The organism is Amycolatopsis sp. NPDC004625 (genome assembly GCF_040609695.1).
In the GTDB taxonomy this organism is placed as follows: Bacteria; Actinomycetota; Actinomycetes; order Mycobacteriales; family Pseudonocardiaceae; genus Amycolatopsis.
This window is the reverse complement of the sequence record NZ_JBEXKX010000013.1, coordinates 28799-52656: the sequence shown is the minus strand read 5'-3', so window position 1 is coordinate 52656 and position 23858 is coordinate 28799. Positions and strand designations below refer to the sequence as shown.

The 23858-nt window shown below is 72.1% G+C and carries 20 protein-coding genes; 10 read left to right on the top strand and 10 right to left on the bottom strand.

Annotated features, from left to right (window positions below; translation table 11 throughout):
• Positions 1 to 126: 126 nt before the first annotated feature.
• Positions 127 to 1440 (bottom strand): DUF349 domain-containing protein, encoded by a 1314-nt coding sequence (locus ABZW17_RS16970; RefSeq protein WP_354814282.1) that lies wholly within the window; start codon positions 1438 to 1440, stop codon positions 127 to 129.
• Between the two features lie 217 nt (positions 1441 to 1657).
• Between ABZW17_RS16970 and miaA the strand changes: the two genes are divergently transcribed.
• Together miaA and dapF are read left to right on the top strand one after the other, a co-directional pair.
• Positions 1658 to 2560 (top strand): tRNA (adenosine(37)-N6)-dimethylallyltransferase MiaA, encoded by a 903-nt coding sequence (gene miaA / locus ABZW17_RS16965; protein ID WP_354814280.1) that lies wholly within the window; start codon positions 1658 to 1660, stop codon positions 2558 to 2560.
• 10 nt (positions 2561 to 2570) lie between these two features.
• Positions 2571 to 3398, top strand: a complete 828-nt coding sequence (dapF, locus tag ABZW17_RS16960; RefSeq protein WP_354814278.1) for a diaminopimelate epimerase — start codon at positions 2571 to 2573, stop codon at positions 3396 to 3398.
• On the opposite strand, the gene ABZW17_RS16955 is transcribed toward dapF, so the two are convergent.
• The 5 genes from ABZW17_RS16955 to ABZW17_RS16935 form a co-directional block, all read right to left on the bottom strand.
• On the bottom strand, positions 3393 to 4319 hold the full coding sequence (locus tag ABZW17_RS16955; RefSeq protein WP_354814276.1) for a RimK domain-containing protein ATP-grasp: 927 nt from the start codon (positions 4317 to 4319) through the stop codon (positions 3393 to 3395). The two genes, dapF and ABZW17_RS16955, sit on opposite strands and share 6 nt — an antisense overlap.
• Entirely contained in the window at positions 4316 to 5071 is a 756-nt protein-coding gene (locus tag ABZW17_RS16950; protein WP_354814274.1) for a hypothetical protein, read from the bottom strand. The genes ABZW17_RS16955 and ABZW17_RS16950 overlap by 4 nt, the downstream gene beginning before the upstream one ends.
• 19 nt (positions 5072 to 5090) lie before the next feature.
• Positions 5091 to 6428 carry a hypothetical protein gene (locus ABZW17_RS16945; RefSeq protein WP_354814272.1) on the bottom strand — a complete coding sequence of 446 codons (1338 nt, stop codon included), beginning with the start codon at positions 6426 to 6428 and terminating at the stop codon, positions 5091 to 5093.
• A gap of 132 nt (positions 6429 to 6560) precedes the next feature.
• The gene (gene valS, locus ABZW17_RS16940) at positions 6561 to 9086 is read right to left on the bottom strand and encodes a valine--tRNA ligase (protein ID WP_354814270.1); all 2526 of its coding nucleotides are present in this window, start codon (positions 9084 to 9086) and stop codon (positions 6561 to 6563) included.
• A 9-nt stretch (positions 9087 to 9095) separates the two neighbouring features.
• Positions 9096 to 10349, bottom strand: a complete 1254-nt coding sequence (locus tag ABZW17_RS16935; RefSeq protein WP_354814268.1) for an MFS transporter — start codon at positions 10347 to 10349, stop codon at positions 9096 to 9098.
• A gap of 64 nt (positions 10350 to 10413) precedes the next feature.
• On the opposite strand from ABZW17_RS16935, the gene ABZW17_RS16930 reads away from it, so the two are divergent.
• From ABZW17_RS16930 to ABZW17_RS16920, 3 genes are read left to right on the top strand one after another with little or no spacing between them, the layout of a single operon-like run.
• On the top strand, positions 10414 to 10917 hold the full coding sequence (locus ABZW17_RS16930) for a winged helix-turn-helix domain-containing protein (RefSeq protein ID WP_354814266.1): 504 nt from the start codon (positions 10414 to 10416) through the stop codon (positions 10915 to 10917).
• A gap of 42 nt (positions 10918 to 10959) precedes the next feature.
• On the top strand, positions 10960 to 12408 hold the full coding sequence (hflX, locus tag ABZW17_RS16925) for a GTPase HflX (RefSeq protein WP_354814264.1): 1449 nt from the start codon (positions 10960 to 10962) through the stop codon (positions 12406 to 12408).
• A gap of 52 nt (positions 12409 to 12460) precedes the next feature.
• The gene (locus ABZW17_RS16920; protein ID WP_354814262.1) at positions 12461 to 13480 is read left to right on the top strand and encodes an esterase-like activity of phytase family protein; all 1020 of its coding nucleotides are present in this window, start codon (positions 12461 to 12463) and stop codon (positions 13478 to 13480) included.
• Between the two features lie 76 nt (positions 13481 to 13556).
• On the opposite strand, the gene lexA is transcribed toward ABZW17_RS16920, so the two are convergent.
• Positions 13557 to 14216, bottom strand: coding sequence for a transcriptional repressor LexA (gene lexA, locus ABZW17_RS16915; protein ID WP_051736098.1), 660 nt, complete (start codon positions 14214 to 14216; stop codon positions 13557 to 13559).
• A gap of 360 nt (positions 14217 to 14576) precedes the next feature.
• Here lexA and ABZW17_RS16910 point away from each other — a divergent pair, with 360 nt between their 5' ends.
• The 3 genes from ABZW17_RS16910 to ABZW17_RS16900 all read left to right on the top strand — a co-directional run bounded on the left by ABZW17_RS16910 (position 14577) and on the right by ABZW17_RS16900 (position 18918).
• On the top strand, positions 14577 to 15038 hold the full coding sequence (locus tag ABZW17_RS16910) for a LysM peptidoglycan-binding domain-containing protein (RefSeq protein WP_354814260.1): 462 nt from the start codon (positions 14577 to 14579) through the stop codon (positions 15036 to 15038).
• A gap of 539 nt (positions 15039 to 15577) precedes the next feature.
• The gene (nrdR, locus tag ABZW17_RS16905) at positions 15578 to 16072 is read left to right on the top strand and encodes a transcriptional regulator NrdR (protein ID WP_103351568.1); all 495 of its coding nucleotides are present in this window, start codon (positions 15578 to 15580) and stop codon (positions 16070 to 16072) included.
• A 32-nt stretch (positions 16073 to 16104) separates the two neighbouring features.
• Positions 16105 to 18918 carry a vitamin B12-dependent ribonucleotide reductase gene (locus ABZW17_RS16900; protein ID WP_354814257.1) on the top strand — a complete coding sequence of 938 codons (2814 nt, stop codon included), beginning with the start codon at positions 16105 to 16107 and terminating at the stop codon, positions 18916 to 18918.
• A gap of 351 nt (positions 18919 to 19269) precedes the next feature.
• Here ABZW17_RS16900 and ABZW17_RS16895 read toward each other — a convergent pair whose 3' ends face one another.
• Entirely contained in the window at positions 19270 to 19818 is a 549-nt protein-coding gene (locus tag ABZW17_RS16895) for a helix-turn-helix domain-containing protein (protein WP_354814255.1), read from the bottom strand.
• A gap of 66 nt (positions 19819 to 19884) precedes the next feature.
• Here ABZW17_RS16895 and ABZW17_RS16890 point away from each other — a divergent pair, with 66 nt between their 5' ends.
• A complete protein-coding gene (locus ABZW17_RS16890; RefSeq protein WP_354814253.1) occupies positions 19885 to 20199 on the top strand; it encodes a multidrug efflux SMR transporter in 315 nt (104 codons plus the stop codon).
• On the opposite strand, the gene ABZW17_RS16885 is transcribed toward ABZW17_RS16890, so the two are convergent.
• Entirely contained in the window at positions 20189 to 22201 is a 2013-nt protein-coding gene (locus ABZW17_RS16885; RefSeq protein ID WP_354814251.1) for a prolyl oligopeptidase family serine peptidase, read from the bottom strand. The two genes, ABZW17_RS16890 and ABZW17_RS16885, sit on opposite strands and share 11 nt — an antisense overlap.
• A gap of 112 nt (positions 22202 to 22313) precedes the next feature.
• Here ABZW17_RS16885 and ABZW17_RS16880 point away from each other — a divergent pair, with 112 nt between their 5' ends.
• Entirely contained in the window at positions 22314 to 23288 is a 975-nt protein-coding gene (locus tag ABZW17_RS16880) for a neutral zinc metallopeptidase (RefSeq protein WP_354814249.1), read from the top strand.
• Here ABZW17_RS16880 and ABZW17_RS16875 read toward each other — a convergent pair.
• Positions 23281 to 23850, bottom strand: coding sequence for a TIGR03086 family metal-binding protein (locus ABZW17_RS16875; protein ID WP_354814247.1), 570 nt, complete (start codon positions 23848 to 23850; stop codon positions 23281 to 23283). The two genes, ABZW17_RS16880 and ABZW17_RS16875, sit on opposite strands and share 8 nt — an antisense overlap.
• Between the last annotated feature and the right edge of the window lie 8 nt (positions 23851 to 23858).

The window sequence follows — 23858 nt, the reverse complement described above, 5'->3', positions numbered from 1 at the left end:
GGGGGCGGCGGCCCCCCCGGCGCCGCCCCCCCCCCCCCCCGGGGCGCCGCCCCCCCCCCCCCCCCGCCCCGAGTGGTGGGGGGGGGGGGGGCCCCCCCCCCCCCCCCCCCCACGACCGTGGCAGGCTCAGCGGTCCGCGACCGCCGCTTCCGCGGCCTGCAGCCACTCACGCCACTGCGCGGCCTGCTCGTCGGCCTTCTTCGCCCGCCGCTCGTCCCCGGCAGCGCGCGCCTTCGCGGCCTGCGACTCGAACTGCTCCACCCGCTCCCGGAACTGCGCCGCCCGGGCCTGCGCCTCCGGGTCCGTCCGCCGCCAGCGCGAGTCCTCCGCCGACTTCACCGCGTCCTGGACCGCCTTCAGCCGCCCGTCCAGCTCGCGGATGCGCTCGCGCGGAACCTTGCCGATCTCGTCCCACTGCTCCTGGATCCGGCGCAACGCGCTCTTCGCCGCGTCGAGGTTGGCCGCCGCGTCGATCTTCTCCGCCTCGACCAGCAGCTCCTCCTTGCGGGCCGCGTTGGCGCCGAACTCCGCGTCGCGCTCGGAGAACACCGTCGACCGGCGGGCGAAGAACTTGTCCTGTGCCGCGCGGAAGCGCTGCCACAGCGCCTCGTCGCTGTCCTTCGGCGCCCGGCCCGCCGCCTTCCACTCCGTCATCAGGTCCTTGTACCGGCCCGCCGTCTCGCCCCAGTCCTCGGACTCGCTGATCGCCTCGGCCTCGGCGATCAGCTCTTCCTTGCGCTGCTTGGCCGAGGCGCGCTGCTTGTCCAGCTCGGCGAAGTGGGACCCGCGGCGCCGGTTGAACCCCTCACGGGCCTTCGAGAACCGCTTCCACAGCTCGTCGTCGGTCTTGCGGTCGACGCCCTTGACCGTCTTCCACTCGTCCAGGATCGTGCGCAGCCGGTCGCCCGCCGCCTTCCACTGGGTGGAGTCGGCCGCGATCTTCTCGGCCTCCTCCGCCAGGGCCTGCTTGCGGGTGATCGCCGCCGCGCGGGCCTCCTCACGCTCGGCCTTCGCGCTGGCCAGGGCCTTCTCGGCGTGCGCGATGACGTACTCCAGCCGCGCGGCGAGCGCGGCCAGGTCGCCGACCACGGCCGCCTCGGGCAGGCCGTCGCGGATCTGGGTGGCGCTCGACAGCGCGTGCTTCGGGTCGCCCGCGCCGGAGATCAGCCGGGTCTCCAGCAGCTCGACCTCGGTGCGCACGTCGTCGAAGCGGCGGGCGTAGTGCACCAGGCCCTCGTCGGGGCTGCCGGCCTGCCAGACGCCGACGGCACGCTCCCCTTCCGCGGTGATGACGTAGACCGTGCCCTCGTCGTCGATCCGGCCCCAGGTCGCGGGGGTGGGTTCGGCGGGCGGCACGGGCGGGGCGGCGTGCCCGGCGTGCAGCGCGTGCGGCACCGGGTGCGGGGCCGGGGTACCGGTGGAAGTGTTCTCCTGGGCCATCGCAGGCTCCTTATCGCCTGTACGCCCGCTCGCGCGGGCGCCCCGCCGTGGAGCGGGGCCGGGTAATGCGGTCGTCACGGGCCGTGCTCGGATGCTACGGCCCCACGCGGCATTCAAGCAGCTCAGCGCGCACCGTGGTACTGGATGAGCCACCCGAAGCTCGTGATCCTACTTCCGGTGGACGCTGCGTGTCGGCCCGCCGGTATCGTCGACCGCCGTGAACAGCCCAGTCGCGGTCGTCGGCCCGACGGCCACCGGCAAGACCGCGCTGGCCGTGGACCTCGCCCGAGAACTCGGCGGCGAGGTCGTCAACGCCGACGCGATGCAGCTCTACCGGGGCATGGACATCGGCACCGCCAAGGCCACCGCGGCCGAGCGCCGCGGCGTCCCGCACCACCTGCTCGACGTGCTGGACGTGACCGAGGCCGCGTCCGTCGCCGTCTACCAGCGCGAAGCGCGCGCCGAAATCGACCGGCTGCTCGCCGCGGGCAGGGTGCCGGTGCTGGCCGGCGGGTCCGGTCTCTACGTCCAGGCCGTGCTCGACGACCTGCGCTTCCCGGGCACCGACCCGGCGATCCGGGCCCGGCTGGACGCGGAGGCGGCGGAGCTCGGCACGGCCGCGTTGTACACCCGGCTGGGTGACCGCGATCCGGTGGCCGCGGCCGCCATCCTGCCGACCAACACCCGGCGGATCGTGCGCGCCCTCGAGGTCATCGAGATCACCGGCGAGCCGTTTTCGGCGAACCTGCCCGAACCGGGACCCGCGCGCTACGGCACGGTCCTGGTCGGCGTCGACCGCGAGCCCGCGGAGCTCGACGAGCGCGTCGACGAGCGCGTCCGGCGGATGTTCGCCGCCGGCCTCGTCGACGAAGTGCGCGAGCTGGAGAAGCAGGGCCTGCGCGAGGGGAAGACGGCGGCGCGGGCGCTCGGCTACCAGCAGGTGCTCGCCGAACTCGACGGTGAGGGCGACTTCGAGGCGGCCGCCGCGGCGACCGCGCAGGCGACGCGGCGCTTCGTCCGGCGGCAACGCTCCTGGTTCCGGCGCGACCAGCGGATCCACTGGTTCGACGGCGCCGATCCGGGGCTGGCCGCGCGCGTCCTGGATACCCTCGGCGGGTAATCTTGCCCCCATGGGCGGAATCGAGTTCCTCAAGGGGCACGGCACGCAGAACGACTTCGTGCTGCTCCCCGATCCGGCGGGCCGCCTCGAGCTGACCGGGGCGAGGGTCGCCGCGCTGTGCGACCGCCGCCGCGGCCTCGGGGCCGACGGCGTGCTGCGCGTCGTGCGCGCCGCCGCCCTCGACGAGCCGTCCGCCGGCGAGTGGTTCATGGACTACCGCAACGCCGACGGCTCGATCGCGGAGATGTGCGGCAACGGCGTGCGCGTGTTCGCCCGGTACCTGGTCGACGCGGGCCTGGCCGCCGAGGGCGAGTTCGCCGTCGGCACCCGGGCGGGCGACCGCCCGGTGGTGGTGCACCCGGACCGCACGGTGACCGTCCACATGGGACCGGCCACGATCACCGGCACGTCGGTCACGGTGGTGGCCGGCCGGCCGTTCTCCGGCGTGGCGGTCGACGTCGGCAACCCGCACCTGGTGTCCCTGCTCGACGACGACGTCGCCGAGCTCGACCTGCGCGACCAGCCCGACTTCGACCACGACGTCTTCCCGCACGGGGTGAACCTCGAGTTCGTCAACCGCCTCGGCGCGGGCGCGCTGCGGATGCGCGTGCACGAACGCGGCGTGGGGGAGACGCGGGCGTGCGGCACCGGCACGGTCGCCGCGGTGGCGGCGGCCTTCCACCTGGCGGGCACGGACACCGGCGCGTCCACGGTGGACATCCCGGGCGGCCGGGTCGAGGTGACGGTCTCCCGCGGCGCGTCGACGCTGTCGGGCCCGGCGGAGATCGTGGCGCGCGGCGAACTCGACGAAGCCTGGTGGGCCGCCGCCGGGTCATGACCCGGTCAGCCAGGCCGCCAGCGCGGCGGCGATCGGCTGCCCCGTGCCCTGCTCGAAGTAGGTGAACCCCGGCGACGGGTTCACCTCGAAGCACACGACCCGGCCGTCGGGCACCAGCTTCAGGTCGATCCCGGCGAACGGCAGCCGGAGTGCCGCGGCGAGCCCGACGCACCGGTCCGCGACCTCCGGGTCGAGGTCGTGGGCGCGCAGCGTGGCCGTCGTCCCGCCTCGGTGTGCGTAGCGGTAGTCGACGGCCGACGTCGTGATCTCGGTCGCGAAGACCCGGTCGCCGACGACGTGCACGCGGACGTCGGGGCCGTCGAGGTGCTCCTGGAACTGGACCGGGCACCAGCGCAGCCGCGCCAGCCTCGCCGCGTCCGCGACCGGGTCGAACGCGGTGACGATCGACCGGACGCCGCTGATCGACTTGTACACCAGCGGGCCGTGCTCCCCGGCGAACGCCAGCACCTCCGCCGGATCGCTGGACACCAGCGTCGACGGCGTCCCGAAGCCGTGCCGGGTGATCAGCTGCGCCTGGTACGGCTTGGAGACGTTGGAGCCCATCGCGAGCAGCCGGTTCGCGACCCGGCACTGCCCCGAACTGCCGGTCAGCTCGGTGAAGGCGGTCAGCGCGTCGCAGAACCGCCGGGCGTGGGCCAGCTCCGCCGGCTCGAGGCCGGGGAAGAGCTCGGGCTCGACCGGCCGCACGTACACGCCGGTGACCCGGGCGAGCTCGACCGTCCGGTCGCCGGTGCGGAGCACGCCGCCGACGTCGGCCCCCGGGTCCAGCCGGAGGTCGATCGTGTCGCGGACCGCGGCGCGGGAGTCGACGAGGACGACGTCGGCGGCGCGGGCCCGCAGCTCGTCGGCGACCCGGTGGACCGGGGGCTCGTCGGGGAGCCCCCACAGCAGCACCGTCATGGTGTCTCCAGAGCGTGCAGCAGCCGGTCGACCAGCAGGTCGCCGCCGGGGCGGAGGGCGGGCACCGCGGTGAGGCCGGCGAACCACCAGTCGTCGTCGCCGACCAGGAAGTCGACGCCGAGCAACGCCGTTTCGGCGCCGAGCAGCTTCGTCAGCCGGCGCACCCCGGTCGCCGTGACCGGCGGCACGTCCGGGTCGAGCACCTCCTGGTCGAGGCAGATCACCTGCCGCGGCCGGACCGGCCCCGCCGCGGCCACCCGGGCGCCGGCGAGCGCGGCGTCCCCGGGCGGCCACGGCGTGCCGGTGCCCAGCCGGATCGGGGCGCAGCGCAGGCCGGCGGCGTGCGCGGCCGCCCACGCCCGCACCGGGTCCGGCGCCGGACCGGCCAGGCACTGCGGGGTCGGCGTGTTGCGCACCGGGCAGCGCAGGCCCGCCAGCCAGCTGAGCGTGTACGCGAACAGCTCCGCCGAGGCGTAGTCACGCTCGGCGGGGTCGGCCCGGTACCAGGCGAGCGCGGGCGGCTCGCGGACGCGGTTCAGCACCCCGGTCAGGGCCTCGCCGTCGAGCACGACGCCGTTCGCGAGCTCGATGGTGGTGCCGACGTCGCCCGCCGGGCCGATCCGGTGGTCGTGCCGGCGGGCGAACGACAGGTGTTCGGTCGTCACCGCGACGCACGCCCGCCCGGCCCGGGTGGCCCGGCGGGCGAACCACTGACTGTCGGTGTCGTCGAGCGAACAGAGGACGAGCAGCACGGTGGCGCCTCCTGGGTCGTCACGCCGGCGGCGCGTCGAATTCCGTCTTCGCGGCGACGGCGTCGGCGACCTGCTGCTCCAGCTCCGCCCGCAGCTGCCGGGTCTCGGCGTCGGTCAGCGGCTCCTGGCCGGTGAGCGGCGTGACGAGGTCGGGACGCAGTTCCGGGCCGACGAACCCGCCGAGCCGGCTCAGCTGCTCCTCGACCGCGCGCAGCCGCTCTTCCAGGCCCTGCCCGGGGCCGAGCGGGCCGGGGTCCGGACCCGGGCCGGGGCCGTGCTCCCGGTCCTTGAAGATGTCCCGGATGTCCTTCATCCGCTTGTCGAGCACGAACTCCTTCTGGAGCTCCTTGCGCAGCTCCTTTTCCTTGATGAAGTCCTTCCGGCCGTCCTTGATGTCCTTGATGATCGACTTCCCGATGCAGAGGGAGACGTTCAGCTCGGACAGCACCGCGCTGATCGGGTTGGCGACCGTGCTGGCCCCGGCGCCCGCGAAGAGCAGGCCGACGACGTACCCGGCGGAGTCGACGATCACCGAGCCGGAGTCGCCGTGGTCGGAGAAGATCGCGTTGTGCGCGGTGTCGGCGGCGATGCTGACCTGGTTGGCCAGGGTGTGCACGCCGAGCCCGTCGCCGTAGTCGACGTTGACCGTGGCGGCGATCCCGTCGACGGTGCCGTAGGACAGGCCGGTCGTGCGGCCGCGCTTGCGGACCGCCATGCCCAGCGTGGCCGCCTTGCTGCCCCGGACGTCGCCGATTTCGGCGACCGTGCACGAAGTGGCCTTGCCGGCGTCGATGGAGACGACCGCGCCGTCGACGTTGCCCGACAGCGTGGCGCGCAGGATCGCGCCGAACTCGTCGCCGGGCACGACGCCGGTGTCGATCCGGCTCGGCTGCACCATCCGGTCCCCGGCGTGCCAGCCGGAATCGACCGCCGCCACGTGGAAGTTGGTCAGCGCGGCGTGCGCCCGGGTCGCGTTGTCGATCACGATCGCGCCGAGCGTGCCGGCGAAGATGTGGTTGTCGATCACGCGGCTCGGGCCCATGCTGATGCCGCCCTGGAGCGTGGCGTAGTGCGTGGTGTCCGCCTGCGCGGAAACGTCGAGTTCCAGGCTGGCGACGTGCAGTTCGTACCGGCGTTCCACGACGTCGGTGACGGCTCCTTCGATCTGTTCCGGAATGCGTTCTTCGTGCGGGATGTCGTCGGTTTTCCGGGCGACGTGCACCCGGATCGCGACCTGGTCGGTCCGTTCCCCGCCGACCTCCTTGTAGCCGACGTCGACGCCGGTCACGCCGGGCCGGCCGAGCAGTTCCCGTTCGACTCGTTCCTTGATGGCGACGAGCTCGTCCACTGTGGCCATGCTGCACCTCCGATCGATCGTCGCGCGACGATCGAAGGTAGAGACGCCCGGTGCACCCGCCCTGATACATTCACGGCCATGATTCTTTTGCAGCCGTGAATGAATTTCTTCCCGATTGTTTTCCCGGCGATACTACGACGGCTCGCCGACCTTTGCTTCGACGGAGAAATCCCCTTCGCCGGTGGTGACGCCGGCAATGGCACCCGCGGTGCGGACGTCCGGCTCGATCAGCGCGAACCCGGCCAGCACCTCGGCCGGGCCGGTCACCGTCAGCACGTCCACCGCCGAGCGCATCGACACCTTCGCGTCCGTCTTCGCCCGCCGCACCGCCGCGATCACCCGGCTCGCCAGCGGCAGCAGCTCCCGGTCACCGTCGCCGGTTTCCGGGACCGGCCACGCCGCCCGGTGCACCGACCCCGGCCGCCACCACGACCAGACCTCCTCGGTCGCGAACGGCAGGAAGGGCGCGAACAGCCGCAGCAACGCCGACAACGCCGTCACCAGCGCCGCCCGCGCGGACTGGGCCGCGTCGTCACCCCGGTCGCCGTAGGCCCGGCCCTTCACCAGTTCCACGTAGTCGTCGCAGAACGTCCAGAAGAACGTCTCGGTGACCTGCAGGGCCCGCGCGTAGTCCAGGTCCTCCAGCGCCGCGGTCGCCTGCTCGACGACGACGGCCAGCGCCGCCAGCAGCGCCCGGTCCAGCGGCTCGGTGGCGGTCGCGCCCGGCACCGGCACGCCGAGGCCGAGCACGAACCGGCTCGCGTTGAGCAGCTTCGTCGCCAGCCGGCGGCCGACCTTCATCTGAGCCTCGTCCACCGCCGTGTCGACGCCGGGCCGCGCGCTCGCCGCCCAGTAGCGCACCGCGTCCGAACCGTGCCGCTCCAGCATGTCCACCGGGGTCGTCGCGTTGCCCTTGGACTTCGACATCTTCTTGCGGTCGGGGTCGAGCACCCAGCCCGCGATCGACGTCGCCCGCCACGGCAGCACGCCGTGCTCCAGCTCCGCGCGCACCGCCGTCGAGAACAGCCAGGTGCGGATGATCTCGTGCGCCTGCGGCCGCAGGTCCATCGGGAAGATCCGGGCGAAGAGGTCGTCGTCGACGCTCCACCGGCCGACGATCTGCGGCGTCAGCGACGACGTCGCCCAGGTGTCCATCACGTCCGGGTCGGCCGTGAACCCGCCGGGCACACCGCGCTGGTCTTCGGTGTACCCGGGCGGGACGTCGCTGCTCGGGTCGACCGGCAGGGAGTCCGGCAGCAGCGGCGTGTCGTACCCGGGCTCGCCCTGGTCGTCGAGCCGGTACCACAGCGGGATCGGCACGCCGAAGAACCGCTGCCGGCTCACCAGCCAGTCGCCGGCGAGGTTCTCGACCCACGACGAGTAGCGCACCTTCATGTGCTTCGGCACCCAGTTCAGCTCTTCGCCGCGGGCGAGCATCTTCTCGCGGAACACCGGGTCGGTGCCGCCGTTGCGGAGGTACCACTGCCGGCTGGCGACGATTTCCAGTGGCTTGTCGCCCTTTTCGTAGAACTTCACCGCGTGTGTGATCGGCCGCGGCTCACCGCGCAGGGCACCGGCTTCGCGCAGCAGGCCGACGACGATCTCGCGTCCGCTGTGGACGGTCTTGCCCACCAGCGGCGCGTACGCCGCCGCGGGCACGCCGTGCGGCGCGTCGGGCAGGAACCGCCCGTCGCGGCCCAGCACCACCCGCGTCGCCAGGCGCAGCTCGCGCCACCACGTGACGTCGGTGGTGTCGCCGAAGGTGCACACCATCGCGATGCCGCGGCCCTTCTCCGGATCCGCCAGGTGGTGCGCCACCACGGGCACCTCGACGCCGAACACCGGCGTCCGCACGGTCTTCCCGAACAGCGGCCGGAACCGCTCGTCGTCCGGGTGCGCGACCAGGGCCACGCAGGCGGGCAGCAGCTCCGGCCGGGTCGTGGCGATCACCACGTCTTCGCCGTCCGGCCCGGTGAACGCCAGGTCGTGGAAGGCGCCGGGGCGTTCGCGGTCCTCCAGCTCGGCCTGGGCGACGGCGGTGCGGAAGCTGACGTCCCAGAGTGTCGGCGCTTCGGCCTGGTACGCCTCGCCGCGCTCCAGGTTGCGCAGGAACGCGCGCTGCGAGATCAGCCGCGAGTCGTGGCCGATCGTCTGGTAGGTCATCGTCCAGTCGACCGACAGCCCGAGCCGCCGCCACAGTTCTTCGAAGACCTTCTCGTCGGTCTCGGTCAGGGTTTCGCACAGCTCGACGAAGTTGCGCCGCGAGATCGAGACCACGTCCTTGCCCGGCTTCTCCGGGGCGCGGAAGTCCGGGTCGTAGGGCAGCGACGGGTCGCAGCGGACGCCGAAGTGGTTCTGCACCCGGCGTTCGGTCGGCAGGCCGTTGTCGTCCCACCCCATCGGGTAGAAGACCTCGCGACCGCGCATCCGCCGGAACCGCGCGAGGACGTCGGTGTGGGTGTAGGAGAAGACGTGCCCGATGTGCAGCGACCCGCTGACCGTCGGCGGGGGAGTGTCGATCGAATAGACCTCGTCCCGGGTCTTCGTCCGGTCGAAGCGGTAGGCACCGGTGGATTCCCATACGGGTACCCACTTGGCCTCCAGACCGTCGACACCGACCTTGTCCGGGACTCGCGGGCGTTCGTACGGGGTACTCATGAAGCAACTCTAGGCGGCGCCGGAACCGGTTTTCGCCTCGGTCGGCAGGTCGCGCATCTTCCGCAGCGGCGAGCAGACCACCCACAGCACCGAGGCGACCTCACCGGCGACCGCCACCCACATCGCGCCCCGCAGCCCCAGTCCTTCGCCGAGCGCGCCGCCCAGTAGGCCGCCCAGCGGCAGCGTGCCCCACACGACGAACCGAACGCTCGCGTTCATCCGGCCGAGCAGGCGGTCCGGGCAGATCGCCTGCCGGTAGGAGACCTGCGCGACGTTGTAGACGATGATCCCGAACCCGCCGGCGACGAGCCCCAGCCCGGCGAGACCGAGCCGCCAGTCCGGCCCGGCGAGCGGGATCAGCAGGTGGCCGGGCATGGTGACCAGCGGAACCAGCCAGATCGCCCGCGACTGGCCGAGCCGGCGGGTGACCGCGGCCGAGCAGAGCGCGCCGAGGATCCCGCCCGCGCCGCCGATCGCCAGCAGCACGCCGACCGCGGCGGGTGGCAGCCCGACGGTCCGGGTCAGGAACAGCACCTGCACGGCGGCGAACGCGCCACCGAAGAAGTTGGCGGTCGCCGTGGTGCCCACGATCGCCCGCAGCGGCTTGTCGGAGAAGACGAACCGCAGTCCCTCGGCGATCTGCGGCAGCAGCCGGGCGTGGCCGTCGCGCTCCGGCACCGGTTCCCGCGTCCGGATGCGGAGCAGGCACAGCGCCGACGTCAGGAAGCCGAGGCTGGTGACCAGTACCGTGCTCGCCGCGTTCACCAGCTGGACCAGCACGCCGGCGGCGCTCGGCCCGGCGATCTGCGCGGTCGACTGGACGGCCTGCAGCTTCGCGTTGCCTTCCATGAGGTGCTCCCGCCCGACGAGGGAGGGCAGGTACGACTGGTACGCGATGTCGAAGAACACCGTCGCGATGCCCACGAACAGCACCACGACCAGCAGCTGGGCGAGCGTGAGCACGCCGGCCCACCAGCTGACCGGCACGCTCAGCAGCAGGGCGAACCGGATGAAGTCGGCGGTGAGCATGACCCGGCGGCGGCGCAGCCGGTCCACCCAGACGCCGGCGGGCAGCCCGATCAGCAGGAACGCGAGCGTCTCGGCCGCGGTCAGCAGGCCCATTTCGAACGGCGTCGCGGCCAGCGTCACGGCGGCCAGCAGCGGGACGGCGGTGTTGCCGACGAACACCCCGAACTGGCTGGCCGTGTCGCCGGCGAAGAGCCGTCTGAAGTCGGCGTGGCGGAAGAGTGACCCCCTGTGCATGGTCCCCGAGTGTGGCGTGAGTGATTGGAAAGTGTCAATCACTGTTCGCTCTAAGCTGTCCGCCGTGCCACCCGAGAATCGACGTCCCGCCACCGAAGCCGAGGCTGCCGCGCTGGCTTCCGGAATACGGCTGCGCATCATCCGGTTGACCTTCTCGGAGGCGCTGACGAACAAGGAGCTCGCGCAGCGGCTCGGCCGCGACCCGGCGACGACCCTGCACCACGTGCGCAAACTCGTCGAGACCGGGTTCCTCGCCGCCCAGCCGCCGCGCCGCGGAGCCCGGGGCGCCAGAGAAATCCCGTATCTTTCGACGGGGCTTTCGTGGACACTCGACTCATGCGGTGACAACGGCTTGGACCAGGCGATGCTCGAGGCGTACCTCGCCGAGATCGCCGAGACCGGATTCGAGGGCGTGCACCAGACACGCCTGGTCGTCCAGGTGGCCCCCGAGGAGCGGGCGGAGCTGGAAACCCGGCTCAACGCCCTGCTCGAGGAGTTCCGCGCGCGTCCCCGCCGTCCCGGCGCCGAGCGCACCGCGATCTACCTCGCCACCTATCCCAGCACGTAATAGTTCGGTTCCCGCGCCGAGTCGTGGGAACATGGAGGCACGATGACAGAACTGACACACACCGGAGACCACGACGACGACCTGTACGACGGCGACCCGTCGACAGGCGAAATGGAGCTCGAAGACCGGGCGTCGCTGCGCCGGGTCCGGGGACTGTCCACGGAGCTGGACGACGTCACCGAGGTCGAGTACCGGCAACTGCGGCTGGAACGCGTCGTGCTGGTCGGCGTGTGGACCGAGGGCACGGCCCTGCAGTCCGAGGCGTCGCTGGCCGAGCTGGCGCGCCTGGCCGAGACGGCGGGCTCGGAGGTCCTCGAAGGACTCATCCAGCGGCGGACCAAGCCGGACCCGGCCACCTACATCGGCTCGGGCAAGGTGCGGGAGCTGCGGGACATCGTCGGGTCCACCGGCGCCGACACCGTGATCTGCGACGGCGAGCTCTCGCCGGGCCAGCTGCGGCAGCTCGAGGAGAAGGTCAAAGTCAAGGTCATCGACCGGACCGCGCTGATCCTCGACATCTTCGCCCAGCACGCCCGGTCCAAGGAGGGCAAGGCGCAGGTCGAGCTGGCCCAGCTGCAGTACCTGATCCCGCGCCTGCGCGGGTGGGGTGCGTCGCTGTCCCGGCAGGCCGGTGGCCGCGCCGGGGGCGCGAACGGCGGCGTGGGCCTGCGCGGTCCCGGTGAGACCAAGCTCGAGACCGACCGGCGGCGGATCAACAAGCGCGTGGCGAAGCTGCGCCGCGAGATCGCCGCGATGGACACCATCCGCGAGACCAAGCGCGGGCGGCGGCTGGCCAACGAGGTGCCCAGCGTGGCGATCGTCGGCTACACCAACGCCGGCAAGTCGAGCCTGCTCAACGCGCTGACCGGGGCCGGGGTGCTGGTGGAGGACGCGCTGTTCGCCACCCTCGACCCGACCACCCGGCGCGCGCAGACGCCGGACGGCCGCGGCTACACGCTGACCGACACCGTCGGGTTCGTGCGGCACCTGCCGCACCAGCTGGTGGACGCGTTCCGCTCGACGCTGGAGGAGGCCGCGGACGCGGACCTGCTCGTGCACGTGGTGGACGGGTCCGACCCGGCGCCCGAAGAGCAGGTCAGCGCGGTGCGCGAGGTGCTCGGCGAGATCACCCGCAAGCGCAAGGAGCCGCTGCCGCCGGAGCTGCTGGTGATCAACAAGACCGACGCGTCCGACGAGGTCAGCCTGGCCCGGCTGCGGCACGCGCTGGCCGGTTCGGTCCAGGTCTCGGCCCGGACCGGGGCGGGCATCGCGGAGCTCGTCGAGGTGATCGCCGAGCGCCTGCCGCGCCCGGAGGTCACGGTCGACGTGCTGGTGCCGTACGCGCGCGGCGAGCTGGTCGCGCGGGCCCACGCGGACGGCGAGGTCCTCGAAGAGCAGCACGCCGAGGAGGGCACGCGCCTGCTGGTGCGGGTCCGCCCGGACCTCGCGGCGGCGTTGCGCGAGTACGAGACCAACTCGACCGGGGCCTGAGACGTCTCCGTAGGGTGCGGCTGGAGAGGTCGCACACTACGGAGGTGGCTGGGTGCGCTGGGTCGTCGCTCTTGCGGCAGTGTCTCTGACCGTGTTCGGCGGGCCGGTGCCGGCTTCGGCGGCGCCGGCCCCCGAGTCCCTGTGCACGGTGAAGGACAGCCGCATCGGCGAGCTGTCGGGCCTGGCCTCCGACGGTGAGCGGCTGTACGCGATCAACGACGGCGGCAGCAAGGTCCAGGTGTTCGTGCTGGGCCGCGACTGCAAGGTGCAGCAGGTCCTGACCGACAAGACGGACCCGTTCGACGTCGAGGACCTGGCCCGCACCCCGGACGGCACGCTGTGGCTGTCCGACACGGGCGACAACAAGAAAGGCCGGCTGACGGTCGCCCTGCTGGAGCTGAGCCCGCAGGGCAAGCTCACCCTGCACCGGCTGACGTACCCGGACGGCCAGCACGACACCGAAGCGCTGATCATGGACAAGGCGGGCACGCCGTACCTGATCACCAAGGACATCCTGGGCGAGGCCCGGGTGTACCGCCCGTCGGGGCCGCTGGCGAGCCCGGGGCCGACCAACCTGGAGAAGGTCGGCACGGTCAAGATCCCGGAGACGGACACCCAGGGCGGCCCGGTGGGTTCGATCGGCTCGGTCCTGGTGACGGGCGGCGCCTCGTCGGCGGACGGCACAGTGGTGGCCCTGCGGACGTACACGGACGCGTACGTCTACGCGGCCCCGGACGGGGACGTGCCGGCGGCGTTGCGGCGCCGGCCGGTCCGCATCCCGTTGCCGGGGGAGAAGCAGGGCGAGGCGATCGCCTTCGACCCCGACGGGACGCTGCTCTCCGGCAGTGAAGGGGTGGGCCAGCCCCTCCGCGCGGTGCGGGGCGCGGCGGCGTTGGCCGCGCAGTCCGGCGCACCGGCGGAGGGAACGACCTCGAACGGCACGAGCGCGTCGTCCGGTTCGGCGGGGGACGGGGCCGGGCTCCCCATCCTGCCCGCGGCCGGGATCACGCTCGCGGTGGTCGGTCTCGGCTGGTTCGGCTTCGGCAAGCTGCGTCGCCGCACCCGCCGCTGACCCTCGGCTCCCCACGGCCGAAGATCATCCGATCCGGTGAAGCTCCCGGGCCGTGCGAAAGCCCGGGAGCGGTTCCTCAGAGGCGGCGCAGTACGGCCACGACCTTGCCGAGCACCGTGGCGTCGTCGCCGGGGATCGGCTCGTACGCCTCGTTGTGCGGCATCAGCCAGATGTGGCCGCCCTTGCGCTTGAACGTCTTGACCGTGGCTTCGCCGTCGATCATCGCCGCGACGATCTCGCCGTTGTCCGCGTCCGGCTGCTGCCGGACCACGACCCAGTCGCCGTCGGTGATGGCCGCGTCGACCATCGAGTCGCCGGTGACCTTCAGCAGGAACAGCTCGCCCTCGCCGACGATCTCCCGCGGCAGCGGGAAGACGTCCTCGATGGCCTGCTCGGCCAGCACCGGGCCACCGGCGGCGATCCGGCCGACCAGCGGCACGTACGCCGCCTTCGGCATGACCGGCTGCTGGTCCATCTCGATGCCCATGGGGTTGTCGTCGGTCGCCGAGAGCACCCCGACCGCGCGCGGGCGGTTCGCGTCGCGGCGCAGGTAGCCCTTGCGCTGCAGGGCACGCAGCTGGTGGGAGACCGACGACGTCGACGTCAGCCCGACCGCCTCACCGATCTCGCGCACGCTCGGCGGGTAGCCGAACCGGCTCACCCACGAGCGGATCACGTCGAGGACCTGCTGCTGGCGGACGGTGAGGGTCTCGTCCACGTCGTACACCTCGGGCATGGCGTGCACCTTGCCCGAGTCGCCGGGGGACCCGCTGGTCCTGCCCGCCTTGTTCTCCTTCGCCACTGCGTCGCCTCCCAGACGTTCGCTGCACGTATCTGCGCGCCGGCCGCCGCCCGCGGGGTGCGGGCACGCTCGCCGGCGGCATCTGCCCGGCAGATGCCCTGGTCACCGACGTTAGCCCCCGGGCACGACGATTTCAAACATCTGTTCGATCGACACGCCGTGTCCGCTCGATTTTGTCGGTGGCAGGTGGTAGACCTTCGCACGGGCGTTCGATAGAACGCCTGTTCGACCTTGATCCACGGGCCGCTCCCGGTCCGGGAATCGGGCGGACACCAGGGTTTCGAGGAGGTTCGGATGTCCATTCTGGCCGAACGCGGGCACGCCCGCCCGGCGACCCCGGTCCCGGCGCCGCTCCGTCCCGTGCGCGTACTGCGCGGGCGGCGCGGCGAGGTCCAGCGCCCGCCGACCCGCGCGAGGGTCGTCGCGGGCCGCCGCCCGGCCGGCTCACCCTGCGCGGCGCCCCGCCGGGTGGGCGTGCGGTGGCCGTGGCTGGCCGCCCTCGCGGTGGGCAGCTGCCTGGTGGTGACGGGCCTGGGCCTGTTCGGCGGCGGCGCGCAGAGCGCCCCGGTGCCCGAGCGGACCGCGACGGTGTCGGTCAAGCAGGGCGACACGCTCGCATCGCTGGCCGCACGGTTCGCACCGGAGAGCGAGCCGGGCGCGGTGGTCGCACGGATCAAGGAGCTCAACCGGCTGGACCGCGGTGTTCTCGTGCCGGGTCTGCCGCTGACGGTCCCGGCCGCCGACCCGGCACCGTGACGGCGGGCGGTTCCGCGGTCGCCAGGCAGGCCGGACCCGGGTTGCCGACGCTGCGCTGTGAAGGCGGGCGGTCTGTCGTGATGCTCGCGGCTTACCCGAGCCCCCGACCCCTACCCCCGTCCGGCTGAAGATCACCCGCTCCAGTGAATCCGCCACCGCGCCCAGCCGGGCCCCCGAACCCGCCTGAACCGCCCCCGGCCCACTGCTCCACCTGGGTGGCGGCCACCTCCGTCGTCCGGCTCCGCGCACCGGCGCGATCCCGTCACCGCGGCGAGGCGGCCTCGTTCTCACCCGGGCGTGGCCCGACACGCCCCGGCGGCTTGCGCACGCCCCCGCCGAGTTCTACTCTCCCCCGCTATATGTAGTAGTTACACCGCTGTAGTTGGTCCACAGGTTGGGGTAGACTGGGCAGCAGTTGTCCACAGCTGGTCGGCGTTTACCCACCGGATGTCCACAAAACGATCACCAGGTGCAGGGGTGCATGGTGGCCGCGGGACGTCGACCGGGGCGGCCGGCCGTGAGGGGAAGGTGATCGGCGGATGAGGTGCCCGTTCTGCCGGCATGCGGACTCCCGGGTCGTCGACTCCCGAGAGGTGGATGAAGGCCAGGCGATCCGCCGGCGGCGCTCGTGCGCGTCGTGCGGACGGCGGTTCACGACTTCGGAGACGATGGTGCTCGCCGTCGTCAAGCGGTCCGGGGTCACCGAACAGTTCAGCCGGGACAAGGTGGTGAGCGGCGTCCGCCGCGCCTGCCAGGGCAGGCCGGTCGACGACGACGCGCTGCAGCAGCTCGCGCAGCGCGTGGAGGAGTCGATCCGCTCCGCCGGGCTGGCGGAGATCCCGAGTCACGAGGTCGGCCTGGCCATCCTGGGCCCGCTGCGTGAGCTCGACGGGGTCGCCTACCTCCGGTTCGCCAGTGTCTACCGCTCCTTCTCGTCGGTCGAGGACTTCGAGAAGGAGATCGCCGATCTCCGTGAGGCCATGGCGGGTGCTGCTGCCCAGGAGGAGAGCGATCAGCGCGAAGACGGCGACTGAGCCGTCCCGCTGCGGGAGTGAGGGTTCAACCGATGACCGAAACCGTGGACACGGGAGCCGGCGCGGCCGCCGGCAAGAAGAGCAAGCCGTCCGGCGCGATCAGCGTGAAGCGCGTCTTCACCACCGAGGGGCAGCACCCGTACGACCAGGTCACCTGGGAGCAGCGGGACGTCGTCATGACGAACTGGCGTGACGGCTCGGTCAACTTCGAGCAGCGCGGCGTCGAGTTCCCCGATTTCTGGTCGGTCAACGCCACCAACATCGTCACCAGCAAGTACTTCCGCGGCGCCGTCGGCAGCCCGCAGCGCGAGCGCAGCCTCAAGCAGCTCATCGACCGGGTCGTGAAGACCTACGTCAAGGCCGCGCGCGACCACGGCTACTTCGCCGCGCCGCAGGACCTCGAGATCTTCGAGCACGAGCTCACCTGGATGCTGCTGCACCAGGTCTTCTCCTTCAACTCCCCGGTCTGGTTCAACGTCGGCACGCCGTCGAAGCAGCAGGTCAGCGCGTGCTTCATCCTCGCCGTCGACGACACGATGGAGTCGATCCTCAACTGGTACCGCGAGGAGGGCCTGATCTTCAAGGGCGGCTCCGGCGCCGGCCTCAACCTCTCCCGCATCCGCTCCTCGAAGGAGCTGCTCACCTCCGGCGGCACCGCCTCCGGCCCGGTTTCGTTCATGCGCGGCGCCGACGCGTCCGCGGGCACCATCAAGTCCGGCGGCGCCACCCGGCGCGCGGCGAAGATGGTCGTGCTCGACATCGACCACCCGGACATCGAGGAGTTCGTCCGGACGAAGGCCCGCGAAGAGGAGAAGATCAAGGTCCTCCGCGACGCCGGGTTCGACATGGACCTCTCCGGCGCGGACATCTCCTCCGTGCAGTACCAGAACGCGAACAACTCGGTCCGCGTGTCCGACGAGTTCATGCAGGCGGTCGAGAACGGCACCGACTTCGGCCTGCGCGCCCGGCTCACCGGCGAGGTCATCGACCGGACCGACGCGAAGAAGCTGTTCCGCGACGTCGCGCAGGCCGCGTGGGAGTGCGCCGACCCCGGCATCCAGTACGACGGCACGATCAACGACTGGCACACCTGCCCCGAGTCGGGCCGGATCACCGCGTCGAACCCGTGCAGCGAGTACATGCACCTCGACAACTCCAGCTGCAACCTGGCGTCGCTGAACCTGCTCAAGTTCGTCACGCCCGAGGGCACGTTCGACGCGCCGCTGTTCGCCCGCGCCGTCGAGTTCGTCATCACGGCGATGGACGTCTCGATCTGCTTCGCGGACTTCCCGACCGAGCCGATCGCCGACACCACGCGGAAGTTCCGCCAGCTCGGCATCGGGTACGCCAACCTCGGCGCCCTGCTGATGGCGCTGGGCCACGCGTACGACTCCGAAGGCGGCCGCGCGCTCGCGGCGGCGATCACGTCGCTGATGACGGGCGTTTCCTACCGGCGTTCGGCCGAGCTGGCCCGGGCGGTCGGCGCGTACGAGGGTTACGCCCGCAACGCCGAGGCGCACCAGCGCGTCATGCGCAAGCACGCGGCGGCGAACGAGCTGGTCCGCACCTACCACTCGAACGACGCCGCCGTCCGCGCGCTGGCGACCGAGGAGTGGAAGAAGGGCATCGACATCGGGACGAAGCACGGCTGGCGCAACGCGCAGGCGTCGGTGCTCGCCCCGACCGGCACCATCGGCTTCATGATGGACTGCGACACGACCGGCATCGAGCCGGACTTCTCGCTGGTCAAGTTCAAGAAGCTGGTCGGCGGCGGGTCGATGCAGATCGTCAACCAGACGGTGCCGCGCGCGCTGACCGCGCTGGGTTACCTGGACGAGCAGGTCGAGGCGATCGTCGAGTACGTGGCGCAGCACGGTCACGTGGTCGACGCGCCGGGGCTGCGGCCGGAGCACTACGAGGTGTTCGACTGCGCGGTCGGCGAGCGCTCGATCGCGCCGATGGGGCACGTCCGGATGATGGCCGCGGTGCAGCCGTTCCTGTCCGGCGCGATCTCCAAGACGGTCAACATGCCGGAGTCGGCGACGGTCGAAGAGGTCGAGGAGATCTACTTCCAGGGCTGGAAGCTCGGCCTCAAGGCCCTCGCGATCTACCGCGACAACTGCAAAGTCGGCCAGCCGCTGTCGACGGCGAAGAAGCCGTCGGAGACCGCGGAGCCGGCGAAGGTCGTCGAGTACCGCCCGGTGCGCAAGCGCCTCCCGAAGAAGCGCCCGAGCCAGACGGTGTCGTTCACGGTCGGCGGCGCGGAGGGCTACCTGACGGCGGGCTCGTACCCGGACGACGGCCTCGGCGAGATCTTCGTCAAGCTCGGCAAGCAGGGCTCGACCCTGGCGGGCGTGATGGACGCGTTCTCGATGTCGATCTCGGTCGGCCTCCAGCACGGCATCCCGCTCGAGTTCTACGTCTCGAAGTTCAGCAACCTGCGCTTCGAGCCGGCGGGCATGACCGACGACCCGGACATCCGCATCGCGACGAGCGTGATGGACTACCTGTTCCGCAGGTTGGCCCTGGACTACCTGCCGTACGAAAAGCGTTCGCAGCTGGGCATCCTCTCGGCGGACGAGCGGTCGGCCGAGGTGGAGGCGACGTACGGCAACCCGGGCGTCGACCTGGAGGCCCTGCAGTCCACAGTGGACGCCTCCCCGGAGCCGCACGCGGAGGAGCCGGACCACCCGCACCGCGAAGCCCAGACGACGACGGAGCTGATGGAGCTCCGCCTCGGCAAGGCGGCGGACGCGCCCCTGTGCATGACGTGCGGCACGAAGATGCGCCCGGCAGGCTCGTGCTACGCCTGCGAAGGCTGCGGCGCGACTTCGGGTTGTAGCTGACGGTTGCACCCGGCCGGGGTGGCCACCACCCCGGCCGGCCGCACGGCGCGCGAAAACCGCGTTACGCCGCGAGAAACGCCACGCTTTGAATTCCTTGTCATCGCGATTTTCGCCGTTCTGGCCTGGCAACGCCGCTGGGCCTGCGACGACGGCCTGATCGTCCTCCGCACCGCAGCTGGTCCGGCACGCCACCACCAGCCCGGACCGCGTCCGGCCGACCCTGCTGCCGGCACGAGCTCGTCTGGTCGGAATCCATCGCGGCCGCGCAGCGGGCCCTGACCCGGCCCGAAATCCGCGAGGTGCCCGACTCCGTCCGGGCGCCGCTGACCTTCGACCGGTTCGGAAACCGGGTCAGCGCAACTGCGTCGCCAGCGTTCTCAGCGTCGCGGCGATCCGCTCCGGCGGCACGCCCCGGGACGTCTGGTGCAAGAACAGCTCCGGCGCCAGCGGGGCCAGCAGCACGTCGGCCAGGACGTCGGGATCGGCCGCGCCGGCCGCCTCCGCCAGGACCCGGACGTGCGCGCGCCAGAACCCGTACGCGCCGGTCGTGAAGCGGGAGTGGCCGACCTCCGCGCCCAGCACCAGGGGTGCGTGCCGCTGCAGCAGCTCGACCATCGCCGTGTAGAACGCGGCCAGCCTCTCGGCCGGCGGGGCGCCGGGGCCCAGCGGCGGGTCGCCGCGGAGCACCGACGACTGCAGCCGGTGCTCGTGCTCGTCCAGCAGGGCGACGGCGATCGCCGCCCGGTCCGGGTAGCGGCGGTACAGCGTCCCGCGGCCGACGCCGGCCGCCCGCGCGATGTCGTCCATCGTCACCTCGGCCGCGCCGCGGGTGGTGAACAGCTCCTCGGCCGCCGCGAGGATCTTGGCGCGGTTGCGGGCCGCGTCGGCGCGTTCGGGCATCTGACCGACCTTAGGAATAAGTGGACACCGTGTCCAGTTGAGGAAGGTAACTGGGAGGAGGCCCCCATGGGCTGGATCACGCTGGTCGTCGCCGGGCTCGTCGAAATCGCCTGGTCGCAGAGCATCAAACCGACGGAGAACTTCACCAGGCCCTGGCCGACGCTGCTGTGCTTCGTGCTCGGCGCGGCGGCCGTCTACCTGCTGTCGCGCGCGATGGACACCGTCCCGGTGGGCACCGCCTACGCGGTGTTCACCGGGATCGGTGCCGTCGGTGCGATCGTGCTCGGCGTCGTCGTCAACAAGGACCCGATGAGCCTCGGCCGGGCGGCCGCGCTGGCCCTGATCGTCGGCGGCGTCGTGCTCGCGTGGGTCACTTCGTGAGCTGCTCCCACAGGAACTCGAACACCAGCGCCCACTTGAACGCCAGCTGCTCGTTGTCCGCGGCGGCGCCGTGGCCGCCTTCGATGTTCTCGTGGTAACGGACGTCGTGGCCCTGCTCGCTCATCCGCGCCACCATCTTGCGGGCGTGGGCGGGGTGCACGCGGTCGTCGCGCGTCGACGTCACGAACAGCGACGGCGGACAGTCGCGTCCACTGTGGACGTTCTGGTACGGCGAGTACCGCGAGATGTACGTCCATTCCGCGGCGTCGTCGGGGTCGCCGTACTCGGCCATCCAGGACGCCCCGGCCAGCAGCAGGTGGTAGCGGCGCATGTCCAGCAGGGGCACCTGGCTGACGATCGCGCCGAACCGCTCCGGGTAGCGCGTCAGCATCACGCCCATCAGGAGGCCGCCGTTGCTGCCGCCCTGGATCCCGAGCTTCGCCGGTGTCGTGATGCCCCGTGAGACCAGGTCCGCGGCCACCGCGGCGAAGTCCTCGTACACGCGGTGGCGCTCGGCCTTGATCGCCTGGGTGTGCCAGCCGGGCCCGTACTCGCCGCCGCCGCGGATGTTCGCCACGACGTACGTGCCGCCGCGGGCCAGCCACCCGCGGCCGATCATCCCGCTGTAGGACGGCGTCAGCGAGATCTCGAAGCCGCCGTAGCCGGTCAGCAGCGTCGGACCGCCTTCGGCGCCGGACGGCCGGACGACGAAGTACGGGATCTTCGTGCCGTCCTCCGACGTCGCGAAGTACTGCGCGACGTTCATGCCCGAAGCGTCGAAGAATGCCGGAGCCTGCTTCAGCACTTCGACCTCTTCGCCGACGTGCCCGAAGCTCAACGTCGACGGCTGGAGGAAGCCGCTGGAGTCGATCAGGTACTCGTCGCTGACGTCGGGGTCGGTGTCGAAGATGTCCGCGCTGCCGAACTCCGGCCCGCCGGCCAGCGGCGCCTCCTGCCAGCCGTCCGGGCCCGGGGTCAGCGTGCGCAGCTCGGTGCGGACGTCGCGCAGGGTGCCGAGCAGCAGGTGGTGGCGCGTCCAGGCCCAGTAGCCGAGCGAGGTGTGCTCGTCGGGCGTGAACAGCGTCGTGAAGTCCCGGTCGCCGGCCATGAAGGCGTCGAAGCCGATGGCGATCAGCGAGCCGGCCGGGTGCTCGGTGCCGCCGACGGTCCACGCGGTCCGCGGCCGCACCAGCAGCCACTCGCGGTGCACGGACGCGCTCGCGTCGTCCGGGACGTCGATCTTGACCAGCCCGCCGGCCGTCTTCAGGTGCAGTTCGGAGCGGTAGAAGTCGATCGCGCGGCTGACGAAGTCGCGTTCGAAGCCCTCGGTCGGGTCGTGGGACGCACCGATCGAGACGTCGTCGGGCTTGCCCTCGAAGACCGTGACGGCTTCGGAGAGCGGCGTGCCGCGGCGCCACTCCTTGGCCAGCCGCGGGTAGCCGGAGCTGGTCAGCGAACCCGGGCCGAAGTCCGTTCCGAGGTAGACGCGGTCCTCGTCGATCCAGCCGATGCGCGTCTTCGCCTCCGGCACGGTGAAGCCGTCCTCGACGAACTCGTGCGCGTCGAGGTCGAACTCGCGGACGACGGTGGCGTCCGCGCCGCCGCGGGACAGCTCGACCAGCCCGCGCCGGTAGTCCGGGCGCAGCACGGTGGCGCCCTGCCAGACCCAGTTCTCGCCCTCGGCTTCGGCCAGCGCGTCGACGTCGAGCAGCAGTTCCCACTCGGGCTCGGCCTGCCGGTAGGACTCCGGCGTGGTCCGGCGCCACAGGCCGCGCGGGTGGCTCGCGTCCTGCCAGAAGTTGTAGAAGAACGCCCCGCGGCGGCGCACGTACGGGATCCGGTCGTCGGCGTCGAGCACCTCGCGCAACTCGTCACGCAGCTCGGCGAAGCGCGCACCCGTCGTCAGCTCGTCCAGCGTCTCGTCGTTGCGGGCGCGCACCCAGTCCAGCGCGTCCTCGCCGGTCACGTCTTCCAGCCACAGGTAAGGATCCTCCACACTCATGACCACAGTTTCGCCTGCGCGAGGGCCGGGAAGCCAGCCGGTGGCGTGTTCGTTTCGTGATCCCGGCCTCCCGGGTGGTCCGTATGCTGGTCCCACACAGCAGGGGGAGATCGTGAACGACGCCGAACCGCCGTGGCCGGGGACGGCCCGGCCGCCGGCACCCGCGTGGGTGCCGGAGCCGAACCCGTGGGCGCCCAGCTGGGCCGCCGCGCCGCCCGTCCCGATCGCGCCGCCGCGCAGCCGGCTCTGGGGCGCCGTCGGCGGGGTGCTGGTCGCCGTGCTGACCTTCTCGCTGATCGCCGCGACCATGCCGCGCCGGGTCGACGGGCAGGCCTTCGCCGCGCAAGGGGCCGACACCGGCCGCACCTACAGCGGCGGCTCGGAAGTGAAGCCCGTGCCGGAGCTGGCCCGCAACCCGCTGCTCGACGCCGGCATCACGCCCGGGCCGTCGACGTGCACGCTCCCCGACCTCGGCCGGGCCGCCGACCAGCTCGAGGCGTACTACGGCAAGCTCGTCGACTGCTTGCAGGAGTCCTGGCGCCCGGCCCTGGACAAGGCGAACGAGCCGAGGCTGCTCGTCTCCGTCTCGGTGAAGCTGCCGGAGCACAGCGCGTGCGGCGCGGCGCCGACGGAGAACGAAGCCGTCGCGTACTACTGCGGCGGCGACACGACGATCTACGCCCCGACCGACTGGATGCTCTCGGACGCCGGCCTCAACAAGGCCCGGCACATCGCGACCATCGCCCACGAATACGGCCACCACGTGCAGCGCGAAAGCGGCATCCTGGCCGCGGCGGCGGACAAGATGACCTCGCCGGACGAAAACAGCACGGCCGACAAGGAGGTCGTCCGCCGGATCGAGCTGCAGGCCAACTGCTTCGGCGCGCTGTTCCTGGCCGCCGTCGCCGGCTCGGGCTCGATCAGCCGGTCGCTGGCGAACGCGGCCGTCGCCGACTACGGGCGCGCCGACAACAGCGACACCCACGGCTCGCGCGAGCACCAGCTGTCCTGGGCGAAGGCCGGCTATGACGGCAAGGCCACAAAGGCGTGCAACACCTGGAGCGCGCCGGTCTCCGAAGTCAGCTGACCCAGGCCGGGTCGCGGCCGAGGAGGGCGAGGAACCGGTCGAGGGCGCTCGCGTCCTTCGGGACCTCGACGCTGGGGGCGAACGAGCCGTTCTTCTCGCGGCCCTCGTCCGGGATCCGCTCGGCCAGCTTGGTGGCGACGTACACGGCTTCGGCGTCCGGCTCGTAGGGCAGGCCGAGCGCGCGGGCCAGGTCCCAGCCGTGCGCGATCGTGTCGACCAGGTGCATGTGCGCGGCGATCGAGCCGGGGAACGTGCCGAAGTGGTTGATGGTCAGCTGCCGCTCCAGCACGGCGTCGCCGGCGAAGGCGGCGAGGAAGTCGTCGACGGACGCGCGGTACGCGGCGCGGGCGTCGTCGCCCAGGTCACCGGCGTCCCAGTCCGGGGCCGAGCCTTCGCGGGCCGCCGTCGCGAAGGCGTGGTTTTCGCTGACCTGGTGGCGGAGCAGGTCGGCCAGGGTCCAGCCGGCGCACGGCGTGGGGCGGGTGAGGTCGGCGGGCGTCACGGCGGCGACGAGCTCGTCGAGGACGAGCAGGGTGCGGCGGTCGAGTTCGCGGAGATCCATGCCTGGCA